The sequence below is a fragment of the Robinsoniella peoriensis genome, from assembly GCF_000797495.1.
GTDB classification, from domain to species: domain Bacteria; phylum Bacillota; class Clostridia; order Lachnospirales; family Lachnospiraceae; genus Robinsoniella; species Robinsoniella peoriensis.
The window spans coordinates 296,692-313,685 of record NZ_JTGN01000001.1; the positions used below are offsets into that span (position 1 = coordinate 296,692).

Below are 16,994 nucleotides of genomic sequence, written 5' to 3' on the forward strand. Positions count from 1 at the left end.
CTTTTTCCATCATATCACAAAAAAGGGGACTGTCAAGAAGCCCCCTTCTATTATTTATAAAATTATAATAATTTCTTAAACCGTTAAGATTTCTTTGGACTTTTCTTCCACTGCCTTGTCCACTTCCTTGATGTATTTGTCCGTCATTTTCTGAGTCTTATCTTCTAATTCTTTGATCTCATCCTCAGATACATCTTCTTTTGCCATTTTCTTAAAAGCATCGTTTGCATCACGACGAATATTACGGATTGCAACCTTAGCAGCCTCGCCTTTTTTCTTCACATCTTTAACCAGTTCTTTTCTGCGTTCCTCTGTTAATTCCGGAAATACAAGGCGAATAATCTTACCATCGTTATTCGGGTTAATTCCAAGATCAGAAGTCATGATTGCTTTTTCAATCGCCTTAACGAGAGTTGCATCCCAAGGCTGAATCTGAATCATTCTGGCTTCCGGAACGGTAATATTACCAACCTGCTGAAGGGGTGTCGGGGTTCCGTAATAATCTACCTTAATCTTATCCAATACATGTGGATTCGCACGTCCGGCTCTGATCGCTCCAAACTCTGATAACAGGTTATCATAAGATTTTGTCATTTTTGTGTCGTATAACTTAATTCTTTCATCCATTTTTCATTCCTCCTGATTTTTATAGTTGAAATTATACGGTTACTTTTGTACCGTTAATCTTACCTTTTGCGGCATTGACAATGCTGTCCTTTTCGTTTAAGCCAAATACCAGCATCGGCATTTTATTCTCCATACAGAGTATGGATGCCGTCATGTCCACAACAGCCAGTTTCTGATCAATTACTTCCTGGATAGAAATCTCGTCGTATTTCTTAGCATCCGGGTTGTCCTTTGGATCACTGTCATAAACCCCGTCAACAGCCTTTGCAAGCAGAATCATATCTGCTTCAATTTCAACGGCACGGAGTACAGTAGAAGTATCGGTTGAGAAATAAGGATGTCCGGTTCCTCCCGCAAAGAAAGAAACAACTCCTTTTTCAAAATATTTATTCACACGGTCCTTCGAGAACAGTTTTGTGAAAGAGCCACATGCAAATGGCGTTAAAATCTGTGTCATAATTCCAACGGAACGGAAAATTTCTGAAACATAAATACAATTCATAACAGTTGCCAGCATTCCAATCTGGTCTGCCTTCGTGCGGTCAATCGTCTCACTGGAACGTCCCCTCCAGAAATTACCACCGCCAATTACGATTCCAACTTCAATACCATCATCTACTAATTGCTTTACCTGATTCGCCACTTCCGTTACGGTAGGCTCATCAAACCCTGTCTTCTTACTTCCGGCTAACGCTTCGCCGCTGAGTTTCAGTAATACTCTCTTCATCTTTGCACCTCTGCTATATTTTTTCTTTCCAGCAGGTCATTGACCCGAGTAGAATCTTCGATGATAGTATAGCATACTTTGGGGGATATGTAACGCATTTTTATGAAAAATTCACCTTTCCATATCATCTATATATCATCATGATGATTTTCATAAAAAATAGATATTTTATATAACTTATTAATAATATCCAATTCACTAAAAAAGCTAAAAAAATAAACAAAGCATTCTCTTTAAAAAGTAATAAGAATGCTTTGCTCATCAAGATTATTTTAAACACAGTTTAACTATTTTGTAGCACTATATACCAAATTAAAATTAATTGTACTCGTATATTCACCTGCAGCTGACGGATTTCCATCGCCTACTAATTTAAATTTAGTTGTAGTTGTATCACCATTTGTAAATACTTTTAACTTAGTTGCATCTGCTATAGCAGTACCATCATTATTTTTAATACTTACCTTATAAGTTGAACCATCGCTAGTCGCCAAATTAACATCTGCTGAACCCGCATTAACAGTTAAGGTACCTGGTAAAGCCAATAACATTTTTGTTGATGTTATATCAAATAAATTATCTCCAGCAGCAGTAAAAGTTATCGATGCTGGTATTTGTACAATATATTCTTCAGGTACAGAATAAGTAAGAGTTGTGCTACCAGAATTTGTATTCTTATCCAAATCCGCCGCAAACACATTCATACTCATCCCCATCAACATAACCCCAGCTAACCCAAACGCCACTAATCTTTTTTTCATCATGATAAATTCCTCCTATATTTTACAATTATTTATTCATAGACTACATTAAATCTCAAACCACCACTATACTTCCCAGCCGGCACGATCTCTTTATCAGCCATTGATACAATCCTTGCCTTCTGGCTATCCTTTGTCTGATCCAATTCTATGCGATTATCTCCCTTACGTATCAACTTTCCTTCTATATATAATTGATATTTCCAGGTTGTATCTTCATCGCCGTCCCGCATCAGAACAAAACAATCTGTTCCATCATCTGCCCAGTCCCCATCTATCTCAAGATATGATTTTTTATCTCCCACATCTTTTATAAAAGAAGTCCCAATCTCAAAGTCCGTACTTTCATTGATCATCACTTCCGAAGGAATCTTAATAGCATAGTATGGCGATTGAATATCATACGAGCCATCGCCCTTTTCCTTTTCTGTTTCGCTATCTGATTCCTGGGTTATGACTTTCTCTCTTTCGGTCATTGCCGTTTTTCTTTCATTCAGTACTTCTGTCTCCTGTTGGGTGCTGTCTTTTTCAGGCACTTTACTTTTTTCTTTTGTACTACCAGCTTCCTGCACGTCACTTTCCGTTTCCGTACATTTTTCGGTCTCTAAACACTTTTCAGCTTCTGTTTCCTCTTCTGAATCCGTATTGGAATTCCCGTTGGTCTCCTCTATGGTTTTCCTCTCATCCTCAGTCACCTCTTCCACATCATTAAGAACCTGCTCTGTCGAAAGTTCCGACATATTTTCTGTATCTTCTTCTGTCATTTCTTCCGGCTGGATTACTGTTTCTTCCATATAAAGTCCACAATATTCATCATGTACATGCATACATGGTTTTCCTTCAACTGCAGGCATATAAGAGCATCCCTGGCAATGTTCAATCATGCCATCACCATCTGTATCTTTGCAATCCATATCACAGGAAACCTCAGGTAACGCTTCTGCATACCCGCAAGTTCCATCGTGTTGATGGCTGCATACCGAATTTTCTGTCCCGGCATTCATAAGACAGCAGGTGCATCCTTCTCCACACCGGACACAACCTTGATTTAATTCCGCTTCATTACAAGCACATATTTCATTACCCTCTGTAAGATCGTCACTTATTATTTCTTCTTTTTCCTCATTATCGCAGCTGCACTGTTCACAGGAACAGATACAACTGCCTGCCTCTTCGGCTCTAACCACTTTCATGGGAAACGTTTGTGTTATCAGGGCTGCGATCAGAATTAGAGGAAAACCTTTCTTCCAGGATCTGTGTCTAAATACCACCCTCCTATACGCCTCCTTACTTCACTTCCAGCGTTGTCTCCACATTTGCACCATTCATACCGGACTGGGTTACGATATGGAATGTGGATATTTTTAATACTGCCGGATATTCTCCCGCATCCAGCGCACGGTTTAAAGTAATATGAGTAATTGCCTCACCCGGCGGAACCTGTTTTGAAGTATACAGTACTTCATCCGTATCTTTTAATACAAGTTCAAAGGTAAAATAACAGGGGTTTCCTTCCGGATTTGAAAATGCCACATCTACTTCAGTCTTACCAGCCGGTAAATAGATCTGAGGATATCCCGGGATCGCTATGGAATCTGCATTTGGATCACCTTTAGGTGCCTGGGGTACTGTCCCGTCCCACTCTCCTGCATTTGGATCAACATCTGCGGATGCCGGCTGCTGCTTTTCTGTGGATACATCTGCTATCGACTCTGTCATCTGAGAGGAAGCCGGTTTGTTGCCAAAACATCCCATATTATAACCAATTGCTGCTCCTGCACCGCCCAGAGCAATTACGCCTGCCAGGCTTCCGATAATAATCTTTTGCCTGATAAGTGCTTTCGCCAGTTCTTCTGCTGTCTTTCCGGCTGCTTTTCCCGCCGACTTTGCAGCTGTCTCGCCCGCCGCTCTCTTGGCCGCTTCGGTTGATAATTGTTCCTCTTCGTTAGGTAATTTCTTCTCTTCCGCCATATTTGCCACTCCTATGTCTTTATTTAATGCTGCTATGGCTCTCTGACTTGGATATTTCTTACTATCTGCCTAGATTATACCGCCATATCCAAAATCATGCCAATACTTAATCCGGATAACCTTGTGATGCTTTTTAGGTATCGCGGGTATCTGATTTATCCCCATAGTATTCCCGGAATAGTTGCAGGAATTTTCGACCATTCCCTGAGATCACTTCTTTTTTTCGTTTTATCCAAATAAGCAGCATCTCACCGGTAACATCTTCTATTTCCCTGCTGACAATTCTGCCTTTTGCAAGTTCTTCCATCTGCCATTTGTTCCCGAAAATAAAGGCGTCTGCGTGCTTTAACATTCGTATGATCGCATGATAATTATTCATGGTTATCGTTTTCCTAAAATCTGAAAAACGGACACCTCCCATATCTAATCCAAAATTTATATTAGCATAATAATCATATGGAAGGTGAATGTAACTATAATCCAGCAAATCCCTTGCATATATTTTTTCCTGTTTTAACAGTGGACTTTCTTCGCTCACCTGTATATAGATTGGACCCCTGTCCAGAACTTCGTATTCCATTTCTTTTAATTCCAGCGATCTGCGAAAGATAGGAAACTGGAAGGTATTGATTGCAACAATGCCTATTTCTGACTGTATTGTAGCCACACTGTTAATCACCTCTTCTACTGTGGTTTCAAATAAATTAATCGTTGTATGGTTTGACTTTACCGTCTCGTAGAAGCGCAGCATTAAATCATCCGCAAAAATAATCCTGGCAACGGCAACATTTAATTTACTCTGCACCGTTTCCTGACTCAGCATCTTTAAACCTGATACAGCATCTAACTGGGTTAGGATAGACTTGGCATAATAATATAAACTCTCACCTATAGGTGTCAATTCTACCCCCTGATTAGATCTTATCAGCAATTCCGCCCCTACTTCTTCTTCCAGGCTGTGCATTGCCCTGGTCAGATTAGGCTGAGAGTTAAACAAGACCTCAGCCGCTTTATGCAAACTCTTCTGTTCTGCAATAACGATAAAATATTCCAGATATTTTAGTTTCATTCTCTATTCCTTTGCTTCGTAGTTTCATTTTTATAACGGAAGATCCACAGCATCCGCTGGAAGCGATTCTACGGCTTCCAGATATTCCGTCATATTTTCATCATCCTGCATTGGATACAAAAAGCCCAATTGTGCTCCAACACTTTTTGCCAGTTCCCGAAAAAGGCTGCAGGCTGCCCATATTCCCAGCCACATATTTTCATAAACTGCATCCGTATAGGTCTGCCTGTAGAGTCTCCAGTATTCTTCGGTAAGATAGCGTTTAAAATATTTCCCCATCTTCCCGGGTGATACCTCGAAATTATTTTGACATCCGATCCACCAGCCGACCATGAGATCCAACTTCGGCCGGATTACTGTCTCCAGCATGTTTTTTGCATAGGGTAATTCATCTCTCCAGATTCCCTTTGCAGCATTTGCCATACACCACCAGAAATCGTTGCAGCATGCAGTAAAATCCCCTTCCTGGGGGCATTTTACCAGATAGCTGTACCTTTTGATATCATTGATTTTACTTAAACAGCCATCCTTCTCCCAGAGAATCACTGTAGAATCCTTAAAATACTCTTCCGTTTCAACGGCTTCCAGAATCTGTATATGCAAATCGATGCGGTTTCCATCCTGAAACAGCATAAGATATCCATATGAGCTGGTAAAATCCACCTGCCTCCCCAGCATTTTATCCAGCTTATCCGGTTCCTGTACCATACGAAGTTCTCCAAATACCTTAATCCAGTCCCTGTCTTCTAAAAAAGATGCGGTTTCTGTTACCACATACACAATGTCATAATCCTGAAACAAGTCCCTTGGCGCATCAGATTTCGCTCTGGACCCATTTAAATAAACCCCCAGAATTCTGTCATCATTTTTCGCAACTCCTACTATCAGTTCGTACATCTCCTGCTCACTTCTCATATAAAACTCCCTTTCTAATCTCATTAACCCTTATCTTGATCGCAGTCACTTCGATTGCTGTTACTTCTGTCGCCGTTACTTTGGTTGCTGCCATTTCGATCACCGTTACTTTGGTTGCCGCCATTTCGATCGCCGTTACTTCGATTGCCGTTACTTCGATCGCCGTTACTTCGATCGCCGTTACTTCAGTCACCGTTACTTCGGTCTCCGTTACTTCGATTGCCGCCATTTCGATCGCAGTTACTTCGATCGCCGTCACTCTAATTGCCGTCGCTTCGGTCACCGCCACTTCGATTACCGCCACGTCATATATATAGACTAAACCTGCTCTTAACGGATAACTTCATGTAATTCTATAACCGCTTTCCATTCACTTTCAACCACCGCTGCCACACTTTATAATCCGGCATGATCTCTGCTACCACCGCATAAAACCGTGCTGAATGATTCATCTCTCTCCGGTGGGCAAGTTCGTGTATCACCACATAATCCACTACTTCTTCCGGCGCCAGCAAAAGTTTCCAGTTAAAATTCAAATTCCCTGCTGAGCTGCAGCTTCCCCATCTGGTCTTCTGTTCCCGAATAGTAATTCTTCCATATGAAACACCCATTATTCTGGCAAAGTACGCAGTCTTTGCAGCAAACACTTCTTTTGCCAGATTGATCATCTTAAGCCTCTGGGCATCCGTTAACTGTCTGCTTTTCCTATTTTCAGAAGCTTCCCGGATTTCCTGCTGTTTTGTCAGTATCCAGTCTTCTTTTTCTTTCAGAAACTTCTCTATTGCATGCTTTCCGGCTCTTTTAGGTGCCCGCACCACTACATTGCCATCCTCCATGAGCTGAATGGCAATGGTTTTTCTGGTACTGTAAATCAGTTCATATTCCATCCTGTTCACCACCGCATTTTATCTGAGAAAGATAGCAGTTCACTTCCTTCGTTGATTTCTTCTGCTTCTTCCGTCAGATAGACGCTGAAAAATGCTACCCGGTTATCCTTGCACCAGTATTCCAAACCGCAGTTCTCTGCCATTTTCTGTGCATTGATACAGTAAGCCGACAAACAGGATGCAATCTTCTTGGGGAACCTGCAGGGCATACCTTCCTGAATCCCGCAATTTGCGCAAAGAGAACAGGGTCCCGCCATAATAATAAGTCCCTGCTTTCCGTTCTCTTCCATTCTGGCAACAAATTCCCGTGTCTTCTGGTTGTGGCGCTTTTTAACAGCTTTTGTCTCCTGGCTGTCCATAATATCCTCAACCTGGGTTATCGTCTGCAAAACCAGTGCCTTTTTATATTTTCTTACTCTTTCTTCCATGTCAACCGCAGTCCCGCAATCTGGTGGACAGGCATAGTTCTTTCCATAATTTCCACAGAGATTCTCTTCACAGTATTTACGAAGGGCAGCATCGAAAATCAATTCTTTGCTGTCTATCCATACCGCGTGGTGAAAACCGCTGTTTACCGCTATCTTAACTGCTTGTTCCATTTCTTCTTCTTGGTTTCTATCGATGTCTTCTGCCATATCATCGTCTCCTTTTCACAGATATTACCTGATCCAAACTTTTCTATGTAATAACAGGTCATTTTCCATCCAGTTCACTGCATCCTGCCAATCCTCAAACTGATATCCCTTCATTCTGCGTTTTATCTGGGAGAAGAAAGTGCTGATCACAGCGTTTCCGCCCCGTTCTCCGGGAGATGTCATGGACGGTGTAAGCGCCCGGGCTTCTATCTCCTGATGATAATCTTTTGTTCGATAAATGGGGTTTTGACTGCTATGAAGAATAGGTGCATTTGCTTTTTTCGATTCCAGAATCATATCCATTGCCGCTCCGGCAAGCTCTGCAGAACGATAGCCGCCCAGCACGACACCGGCGGCACTTTTATCATACATATCTATAATGCCTGCAAGGTATATGGGCCCATCCATTTTCGTAGTGTATACGCCAATGCCGATACTATACTTTTCGCCCCGGGTCAAGGGGCGGAAGTCTCTGTGTATGAGATTTTCATAAATACCCCCATTGCCTTTTCGTTTTTCTGCTGTCTGCTCTTTACCCTTGTCCTGCACGTTCCCATGCAGCAGCTGAGAATTCTGTTCCCTGAAATTTACCCGCTCCCAGGTTAGGTATCGATCCGTCTGAATCCCCAGTATCCTGCAGACTGCATGTGGCTCTTCACCGGAACAGATATCTTCATCATCTTTTCTTTCCAATAATGGATTTGTAATTTCACGGTATTCATACAAATAATGGTATTTTTTAGCCGTGCAGAACCGGATCCATTGAAACAGTGTTTCTTCATCCGGACTAAGTTCTCCGCTTCCTATTTTTAAGGCAGTCTCATACAGGCTTTGCCGCAGATAGGGATTTCGAATTTCACTTGTCAAAAATTCCTACCCCTCCTGCAATTCCTGGTTTAGCTCTATTTTTTCAACCATATATCTGCCGTCATGGATTTCCATAACCGCCATGGTAATCTGCTGATCAAACCGGCGTTTGCCACAGCTGCCGGGATTGAGCCACAGGACTCCATCTTTTTCTTCACAAAAATACTTATGGGAATGTCCAAATATTACAGCGCCCACATGCGTAAGATTTTCCGGAATGGATTTTTTATTATGAACCATATAGAATTTCATATCTGAGATTTCAAAATATAGTTCCTCCGGCAATTCTTCCGCCCACTGCGCTTTGTCATTATTTCCGCGGACTGCGTATACCGGAGCAATCCGTTTTAACTCCTCTAATACTTCAGCCTTATTAATATCGCCTGCATGTATGATATAATCACACATTTCCAGAACTTCTAAAACTTCCGGTCTCAATAATCCATGGGTATCTGCAATAATTCCAATTCTGCATTTCTTCATAATCATTCCTCCTCTGTGAATCCAAAACACCTACACTGCGCCATATTTCCAATTCAGATCCTTTCATCCCGCACTTTTCAATGTGGGATAATCCTGCCATCTGAAGTGTAAGGTCATTATAACACACTTCGCGGTTTACGACACAGAATGTCTGTTTTTTTATAACAATTTTAGAATTATTCCAGTTAATTCCTTTTCGTCATTCCCATGTATAAATGGTGTTCTTTTCCACATAAAAAACTGCACATTATTCTGTGCAGTTTCCTTCATCAAACGGTATATGTACGGTAACCTTTGACCCATCTCCTTTTTTAGAAAAAATATGGATTCCGTATTTCTCACCATAAGTGAGCTGTATGATATGATGGGCATTATTTAGTCCCACATGATTGTGTCCTTTTTCTTTCACTTCTTTGTTAATTGGAAGGCTTACCTGCCCTTCCTGATCAAATCCCACACCGTCATCACTTATTTCAATATAGATACTGCGGTCCTTTTCAAACATGACGATTTCTACAAAACCCGGTTCCAGTTTAGGCTCAATCCCATGTACTACCGCATTTTCTACAATCAGCTGAAGACACAGCTTAGGAATAAACATATCCAATACTTCTTCATCTTCCACAATAATATTATAATTAAGTCTGTCTCCATAACGGTAGCTCTGCAGATACAGGTAATATTCCACATACTCCAGTTCCTGCCGTATCTGTACCTTCTCCGTATCTTTTCGATATATTTTCGCCTGTATCAGCTGGGAAAATGAGGTTATCATCTTATAGGTCTCATCGTTATGATCCATCCTTGCCTGCAGTGCAATCGTATTTAATACGTTAAACATAAAATGGGGATTAACCTGGGTTTGTAAAAATTTCAATTCCATTTCTTTAATCGATAGCTGTTTCTCATAAACCTGTTTAATCAGATAATTTACATATTCGGTCATTTCATTGAATACCAGGCTGATCTCATGGAATTCTTCTGTACTGTAATCCGGAAGTTTTGTTTCAAAATCCCCTTCTTTTACAGACTGCAGTTTTTCTGTAAATTCTTTCAGTGGTTTTGTCAGATGATAGACAATCGTTACAAATGCGGCAAATACTCCAACACAGATTACAGCCAGTATAAAAATATAAATTTTAACGGAATCATAAAGTAAGTAGGTAGTTTGTCCCTCCGGAATTCCTATGGTAGCCCTCAGATACATGCTCATATCTTCTGTATACAGGCGAAACCCCGTGTTATCAATTACGTCCTCATATGGTACCGTCTGAAATGACTGATTGATCTCACCTAACTTCTCACCAGCCATATTATAATTCTCACCACTGATTATATTGCCCCTCCGGTCATATAACATCCAGAAAGCTCCCTTATAATTCTCCACCTGGTTCATAATACCTTCCAAAACATCCAGGCGGATCTCAAAGATAACACTGCCCTGATCCTTCATATTCCGGTCATACAGGGTAAATGCAAGGTACTCCCTACCTTGCTGACCCGGATAATAACAGTAATCTGCGCTGCCTCCCGGTTTTTCCTGTTGTTTCCTGAAATTATTATATACCCCGATTGCTTCTTCCCTGCTTTTTTGTACTTCTGACTCCACCATCGCATAGTAACCGGTAAATAAAAAGTCATCCTGACTGTCAAATAAATACACTTTTTCCACAATCGGTTCATTACCATTGCCCAGGTTTTTCTGACTGCTGATATTTACCGTACGGGTATAAATATTTTGCAGCCTCTCCTGTTCCTTATCGTCCAGATCCGCCCTGCCTGCTTTATCCAGATATGCCATAAGTTCTTCGGAACCCCGGATTTCATAAATAATATTTTCCAGATATTCTGTTTTCGTATTGAGATTATTATTTGTTTCGGTCAGGAAAAAATCCAGATCATGTTCTATATACTTTCCCACGATCAGCCAAACCGAACAGATGAATACCACCCCGCAGAAAATAAGGGACAGCAGTGTAACGCTGAGATTTAATGCCATCATTTTCTCTCTTAGGGAATGACGTTTCGTTTTTCTATCCTTCATCGTTTCCTCCGCCTATATTCTCTGTTATTGATTTAGATAATTGACCACTGTCTCCGGTCCTATTTTGCCTTGTGCTTCCTCAAATAAACGCTGGGACAGATCATCTACCGCATCATTTCCCCAGGACAGGCTGATTGCCTTAATGTGTATGTCTGCATCATTAGCAAGTTCCAACGCTTCTCCCAAAAGTGGATAGCCTTCTTTGATTTCATTTCCGCTTACATTAGGATTAGACGGTGCCTGTCCGGTTTCCATTGCCATTTTTTTCTGAACTTCTTCACTCAGCATATATTTAAGGAATCGGATACAGGCCTCCTGCTTTTTCGGATCCTCATTTTTATAAATCACGTAACCGGAAGAAGGTGAGATATAAGCAACACTTCTGCCATCTTTCGTAGGGTAATTGGCATATGCCACATCTTCCTTTATGGAACTGCTTCCAAGCAGCTCACTATCCCAAACTCCGTTAAAGTATACAGCACTCTTTCCATCCAGAAAATACTGCCTTGCATTGTCAATGCTGGACACAAAGTTAGACTCCTTACCCAGCTTACGGATATCCTTTAGCGATTGAAAAATTATCTTACTGCTGAAATTCTCCGGCAGTTTAGACGCCAGCTCTACGCCCTCTTCTCCTTCACCCGCAACTCTTGCCAGAAAAATATCTTCCGAAAGCTGTACACTGTCTAGTGCTGCCGCGGCAAAATCAGGATTCTGCTGTTTTCCCCACGCATTTAAAATTTTACAGTCAGCCAGGAATTCCTCCCAGGTGTCCGGCGTTTTCGCTGCTCCATACTCATCCACAATTCCCGCTTCCACAAAAAATTTCTTATTATACCAGTACCCTGCTATTTCCAGCGCATCCGGAATAGAATACAGCGCCCCGTCTTCCGTGGTCCAGCCAGCCAGAACTGCGGGATGAATACTCTCTTTCAGCTCCGGGTCTTCTTCTATAAATGGCATTAAATCAAGCGCCATCCCCCTTTTTACCGCATTAAAAACATAATATGATAAACCATTCGTACTGACAATATCCGGCATCTTTCCGACAGCCAGCATATCATTTGCTTTTTCCACCGCAATACTGCTGTCTGATGATGGGTAGGTGATCAGGTTAATATCCGGATTTAGTTCGGAGAATTCCTGATAGATTTCCTGCATTGTGGCATGGGTGGGAAGTGTTCCGCCCCATCCGTGCATAAGAATGATATCCGTAACCTGAACATCCTCTTTTTCTGAACACCCGCCCAGGAGGCATGCTGCCGCTACAAACAACAAAAGCATTGTTTTTTTCTTCAACATCCGATCCTCCCCGCTATTTAAAGTCTTTTGGTGAAACCCCAGTATATTTTTTAAAGAAATATGAAAAATAAGTGGTATTTTCAAAGCCCAGTGCATCTGCAATCTCATATATTTTCATGTCTGTATTTTTCAGATAATCCTTGGCTTTCTCTATCCGCATCTGATTTAACCGGTTCAGAATTTTTTCCCCTGTTGCTTCTTTATAAATCCTGCTCAGGTAACTGATACTGGTACCAACGTGTTCGGCAATATCCGTTACCGTTATTCCTTTATGGAAATTTTCTTCTATGTAACGCTCGCATTCATTAACAATAGTATTCTTATGACTGGATGCGTTTGAGACATAAGAGGAGGTACCCTGCAGAATTTCCAGCATGACTTTTTCATACTCATCTGCATAAAAACACCGGTGAATCTTCTCCGTAATGCTTCCCCTATAGCCGGTAATCTGATAAATATCTGTACCAAAGGAATCTAAGATTTTTCTGCATCTCTGCTGTATAATAATTCCGGAATTTTTAATTGTATTTGCTGCGCACAACTCCAATTTCTGCGTTTTTAAGATTTCTTTGAATTTTAGCTGAACCTCTTCCGTATTGCCCTGGCTTACCTGAAAGCAGAGCTGTTCAATCAATTCATCCACCTTTGCACTATATTTTTCCGGATTCACTCCGTCCCTTTCATAAAAGCTAATCTTACTGTCTCCGCTGATAAAGCTGTTTCCAAGAACGCTCTCCGCCTGATCATAGGCTTTTTTCATATAAATAACTTCCTGCTGCCTGGAACTGACTCCGATATTGACATACAGCCCCATAAAGTTATCCATCATATCTGTAATCTGCTGTCCCTTCATTAATATGGTATCCATATAATTTTCCGGCACATTTTGTACTACGATGGCATACATATCCCGCTGAACCGGAATCCCTCTTAACATCTGTTCCCCAAACACCATGGAAAAGAAGTTTAAAAGGCTCTTATACGTCCTGCTTTTCTTCTCCGTAGTCATGTCTTCATTGAGGCGGAAATGCAGGAGCAGTACCAGATAATTTTCCGGTTTCATGCCTAGTTCTGACATCTTTGATCGTATCTCTTCTTCATCATAAATTGACCCGTCAAATACCGATTTCAGGAAATATTCCAACACCGTTTCTTTATCTTCCCTGGATATGCTGGTCTGCTCTTTTTTTATCAGATCTTTTGCCTTATTGATCGCCATGATCAGGCCATCAAAAGCACCTGTTTTCGTCACATAGTCCACTACATTATATTTAACTGCCGACTGGGCATAGGAAAAATCAGCATACGCGGTCAGTAAAATAATTTTTATAGGCAATTTTTCTTCCCAGATATATTTGGCGATTTCAATCCCGTCTTTTCCAGGCATTTTAATATCTGTAATTAAAATATCTGGCTTGATCTCCTTAAGATTTTCCATTACCTGTTGTCCATTTTCAGCAGTATATACTACCTCGCATCCTAACTCATGCCAATTTGTCAAAGAAACCATGGCCTTTCTCATTAAAGGTTCATCATCAGCTACCATTACACGATACATTTCGTCTTCTTCCTCCCGTCCCGCAGACAGTTCCCTAATCTGCATACCCAATACTTTCCTTCACGATTAACATCATATCATAATCATTTTCTAAAAGAAATCTCTTTTTCCGCCCGTTATACGCAGTCCTTTCATGTTAATTATAATTTACCATTCTGAAAGTGGATTTTGAATAAACAGAATCTTCATAAAGAATCGTTTTTTTGACCTGGGTTTTGACTCTAAAATAAAAAATACGTTTTTTTGACTGTCATCCGCTGTTTACGCCGAATCCAGTTAAAAAAACGTATTTTTATATACTGCTGTCCTGAAGCTGAATAATTCCTCATATCAAACTCTATAAAACTTTAGAATACGTGACTTTTCTCACATTTATCTTCCATTAATTTCTCCACCGTACCAAACTTAATACAAAACCCTATCCCCGCTGCAACAAGAGAAGCACCTAAGCCGGTATAAAACATCCGTATACAATGTCCCGGCCAAACATCTGCACGCCGCAGCAGAATGCCAAACGTCATCATAAATGCCATAATACAATAAGATTTTAAATCAAAAAATCGAAGGATATGCATCCGTTCCCCTTCGTAACGAAGGATGCGCGCCGTATGCTTTCCAATTAACCGTCGAAAAATAAAACCATAAAACACGCCAAATACCAGTAAAGCAGAAAATACCGCCCAAATGCTCCAGGGCCTGCCGGAAGCCAGTATTCCAATTCTTATAATATTGAATCCTGCTGCAAACCAGACAATTCCAGCTGCCAGCAGCAGATACTTCTTCGGTATATGAAAAAATTTATTTTTCATTTTTAGCCGCACACTCCTTTAAACATAAAAATAGTAAAACGATACCCACGCCTGTCAGGATATGTCCAATTCCGGCAATACCCGAAATCGATGCATCCAGTGCTGCTGACCCTTTGATCCCAAGCACCTGTATCACACCTCTTATCAGAAGCATCAATGCTGTTAAAGGTACGCCGATATTATAAATCACCATAAATGCTTTCCATTTTCTGGACCTGCATAAATCCTCTAATTTTCCCACAAACAAAGCGGTCACCAGGAACATTACCATTCCAAGTAAAAATAAATGGGTATGTACGAATGCCAGGGATGTGCGACCCTCAAAACCGTTAAACTTCGTAAATTCCCGATAGAAGACGCCTCCTGCCATAGCTGCAATCGCATAACCAAAGGCAATATTTATCATTTTCTTCATGTACATTTCTCCTCTCGTGTAAAAATTTTGAACACGTCTTTACTGAACGATGTTCATTTTTCTTTTAAGAAAATCCACTCTTTCAAGTGTCAAAAAGTGGATCAGATAATATATAAAATCCTGTTTAAGACTTCTTTAAAATAACTGCAGTCTCTTTCTTCATCCGTAAGCATAGAGAACATATTGGTAAAAAGAAATGCTACGAATTTCTCTTTTGTAAATGTATCTGTCCATACAGCATCCGATATTTTTTTATCCTGCCCAAGAGCAATCAAAAACCCGTCCTGTACATGTTCCAGATACTTCTGTTCCACCATCCTGCCTTTTTCTTTTTCCGAACTCTTCATTGCTTCAAACTGGCTCATGAAAATCGAACGGAAATCTTGGAGATTGGCACAAAGCCTGAGATAAACAGTTTCAAAAAATTCTACAAACGAAATATCACCCTGCATTTTACATACATCCTGATGAAATACCGTTTTCCAGAATTCTTCCACCACTGCAAATATCAGTTCTGACTTAGATGGAAAATAATTATAAACGGAACCCGTGGCTATGCCGCATTTTTTAGCCAGATACCTTATATTTAATTTATCGGCACCTTCTTCAAAAACAATTGCCTTCGCAGCTTTTATCAGCTCTTCTCTCGAAGTTACAACACGGTTCACACGCTCACCTCCATCTTGAACAACGTTCATTATATCAGTATTCCAGACTTATGTCAATCTCCTTTTTTCAAAGTTTCTTGATACTGCTCTACTGCAGGATCCCTGAAATCATAGATTCTGTGATATTCCTTTGTCTCCAGATTCTTTTCCGTAAGACTCCTGTTCTGATAGAGAAACCTTGTCAGCTGATAACAGTCAACCCATATTTCTCCGTTTCCTTCTTTTTGGGATTCATCAAATATCAGCTGCAGTCCCCAGTGAAGATGGGAGGTATCAATATTATTCACATTTTCATTAGCACTGTACCCGGTACGTCCAAGATAACCGATTACATCTCCTGCCTGCACTACACTTCCCACCTCCAACTGCTTGTTATAAGGGAAATTCTTTCTCAGATGTGCATAATAGTAATATCTCTTTTTATCAAAACTTCGGATTCCCAGACGCCATCCGCCATACTGGTTCCACCCGATTGCTTCTACGCAGCCCGACTCTACCGCAATAATCGGTGTACCCACCTGCCCCATCATGTCATGCCCCAGATGAGGACGGCTGTATCCATAGGATCTCGAAGTTCCAAAATCATCATAATCGGAATATTCATACCCTTTCGCTATAGGCAGGTATGCTTTCAATCCGTATTTCTTTTCCCATACCACTGCATTGTCTTTTTCTACCTGAATCTCATATTCTCCAACCCAGCCATCCAGAACAGCTCCATATGCTTCCCGGTAATAAGGATAATATTTTAGATCTTTTGTCAAATCCTCCATAGTCTGTCCCTGAGTGGTCAGCTTTTCTTTTAACTCCTGCAGATCTTTCTCTTTATATCGTGTGAAATCACCACCATATCTTGTTCCCAGATAAGCCAGCAGGTCTACCCAGTCCAGATGTATCTCCTGTCCGTAACTCTCTGTATCAAGCTGGTAAGCTGCCCGCATAGCCTCATTTGTCACATGAAAATCAACCCATTTTATGAACTTCTTTTCTGTTTCCGTTTCTGCTGTGGAAGATTCCTCTTTCTCACTAACCCGGGTCGTTTGCCCTGTTTCCTGCTCGCCCGTATCTTCAGTACTCTTTAAATTTTCCGCTGCAGCGTGGTTCGACAATGAACTATGTACCCCTCTGTAAACGGCAAAAATTGTTAGCAGTATCAATATAATAAGTTCTATTTGTATAATACGTTTTTCACGTTTCTTGTCCATGGCAGACTCCGGATATTAAGTCACTTTCATTTTATTCCGAAGATCCGATAA

19 protein-coding genes are annotated in these 16,994 nt (G+C 40.9%); all 19 read right to left on the bottom strand.

The window, feature by feature from the left end:
- Positions 1-75: 75 nt before the first annotated feature.
- The 19 genes from frr to QR40_RS01350 all read right to left on the bottom strand — a co-directional run bounded on the left by frr (position 76) and on the right by QR40_RS01350 (position 16,943).
- Complete coding sequence (gene frr / locus QR40_RS01260; RefSeq protein ID WP_027293667.1) at positions 76-627, bottom strand: ribosome recycling factor; 552 nt, start codon at positions 625-627, stop codon at positions 76-78.
- 31 nt (positions 628-658) lie between these two features.
- Positions 659-1,354, bottom strand: coding sequence for a UMP kinase (gene pyrH / locus QR40_RS01265; protein WP_027293666.1), 696 nt, complete (start codon positions 1,352-1,354; stop codon positions 659-661).
- A gap of 287 nt (positions 1,355-1,641) precedes the next feature.
- Positions 1,642-2,118: a hypothetical protein gene (locus QR40_RS01270; protein ID WP_044292999.1), complete on the bottom strand. Its 477-nt coding sequence runs from the start codon at positions 2,116-2,118 to the stop codon at positions 1,642-1,644.
- 29 nt (positions 2,119-2,147) lie between these two features.
- Entirely contained in the window at positions 2,148-3,308 is a 1,161-nt protein-coding gene (locus QR40_RS01275) for a hypothetical protein (protein ID WP_152614147.1), read from the bottom strand.
- 94 nt (positions 3,309-3,402) lie between these two features.
- Complete coding sequence (locus tag QR40_RS29370; protein ID WP_052430648.1) at positions 3,403-4,086, bottom strand: hypothetical protein; 684 nt, start codon at positions 4,084-4,086, stop codon at positions 3,403-3,405.
- A gap of 133 nt (positions 4,087-4,219) precedes the next feature.
- Positions 4,220-5,155, bottom strand: coding sequence for a LysR family transcriptional regulator (locus tag QR40_RS01285; RefSeq protein WP_044293005.1), 936 nt, complete (start codon positions 5,153-5,155; stop codon positions 4,220-4,222).
- 30 nt (positions 5,156-5,185) lie between these two features.
- Positions 5,186-6,070: an aminoglycoside 6-adenylyltransferase gene (locus tag QR40_RS01290; protein ID WP_044293007.1), complete on the bottom strand. Its 885-nt coding sequence runs from the start codon at positions 6,068-6,070 to the stop codon at positions 5,186-5,188.
- Positions 6,060-6,329, bottom strand: coding sequence for a hypothetical protein (locus tag QR40_RS01295; RefSeq protein ID WP_152614148.1), 270 nt, complete (start codon positions 6,327-6,329; stop codon positions 6,060-6,062). The genes QR40_RS01290 and QR40_RS01295 overlap by 11 nt, the downstream gene beginning before the upstream one ends.
- A 94-nt stretch (positions 6,330-6,423) precedes the next feature.
- Positions 6,424-6,957: a M48 family metallopeptidase gene (locus QR40_RS01300; RefSeq protein ID WP_044293010.1), complete on the bottom strand. Its 534-nt coding sequence runs from the start codon at positions 6,955-6,957 to the stop codon at positions 6,424-6,426.
- A gap of 5 nt (positions 6,958-6,962) precedes the next feature.
- Positions 6,963-7,592 (bottom strand): DUF2284 domain-containing protein, encoded by a 630-nt coding sequence (locus QR40_RS01305; RefSeq protein WP_063837563.1) that lies wholly within the window; start codon positions 7,590-7,592, stop codon positions 6,963-6,965.
- 24 nt (positions 7,593-7,616) lie between these two features.
- Positions 7,617-8,459: a hypothetical protein gene (locus QR40_RS01310; RefSeq protein WP_044293011.1), complete on the bottom strand. Its 843-nt coding sequence runs from the start codon at positions 8,457-8,459 to the stop codon at positions 7,617-7,619.
- A 6-nt stretch (positions 8,460-8,465) separates the two neighbouring features.
- The gene (locus tag QR40_RS01315) at positions 8,466-8,942 is read right to left on the bottom strand and encodes a metallophosphoesterase family protein (protein WP_044293012.1); all 477 of its coding nucleotides are present in this window, start codon (positions 8,940-8,942) and stop codon (positions 8,466-8,468) included.
- 247 nt (positions 8,943-9,189) lie between these two features.
- Positions 9,190-10,986 (bottom strand): sensor histidine kinase, encoded by a 1,797-nt coding sequence (locus QR40_RS01320; RefSeq protein ID WP_044293014.1) that lies wholly within the window; start codon positions 10,984-10,986, stop codon positions 9,190-9,192.
- Positions 10,987-11,010: 24 nt separating this feature from the next.
- The gene (locus QR40_RS01325; protein ID WP_044293016.1) at positions 11,011-12,288 is read right to left on the bottom strand and encodes an ABC transporter substrate-binding protein; all 1,278 of its coding nucleotides are present in this window, start codon (positions 12,286-12,288) and stop codon (positions 11,011-11,013) included.
- Positions 12,289-12,301: 13 nt separating this feature from the next.
- Complete coding sequence (locus tag QR40_RS01330) at positions 12,302-13,891, bottom strand: response regulator (protein WP_081998746.1); 1,590 nt, start codon at positions 13,889-13,891, stop codon at positions 12,302-12,304.
- Positions 13,892-14,193: 302 nt separating this feature from the next.
- Positions 14,194-14,655, bottom strand: coding sequence for a hypothetical protein (locus QR40_RS01335; RefSeq protein WP_044289303.1), 462 nt, complete (start codon positions 14,653-14,655; stop codon positions 14,194-14,196).
- The gene (locus QR40_RS01340) at positions 14,645-15,070 is read right to left on the bottom strand and encodes a DUF2871 domain-containing protein (RefSeq protein WP_027293655.1); all 426 of its coding nucleotides are present in this window, start codon (positions 15,068-15,070) and stop codon (positions 14,645-14,647) included. Before QR40_RS01340 ends, QR40_RS01335 begins: the two co-directional genes overlap by 11 nt.
- A gap of 101 nt (positions 15,071-15,171) precedes the next feature.
- The gene (locus QR40_RS01345) at positions 15,172-15,738 is read right to left on the bottom strand and encodes a TetR/AcrR family transcriptional regulator (RefSeq protein WP_044293457.1); all 567 of its coding nucleotides are present in this window, start codon (positions 15,736-15,738) and stop codon (positions 15,172-15,174) included.
- A 53-nt stretch (positions 15,739-15,791) separates the two neighbouring features.
- Positions 15,792-16,943 carry a M23 family metallopeptidase gene (locus QR40_RS01350; protein WP_044293018.1) on the bottom strand — a complete coding sequence of 384 codons (1,152 nt, stop codon included), beginning with the start codon at positions 16,941-16,943 and terminating at the stop codon, positions 15,792-15,794.
- Between the last annotated feature and the right edge of the window lie 51 nt (positions 16,944-16,994).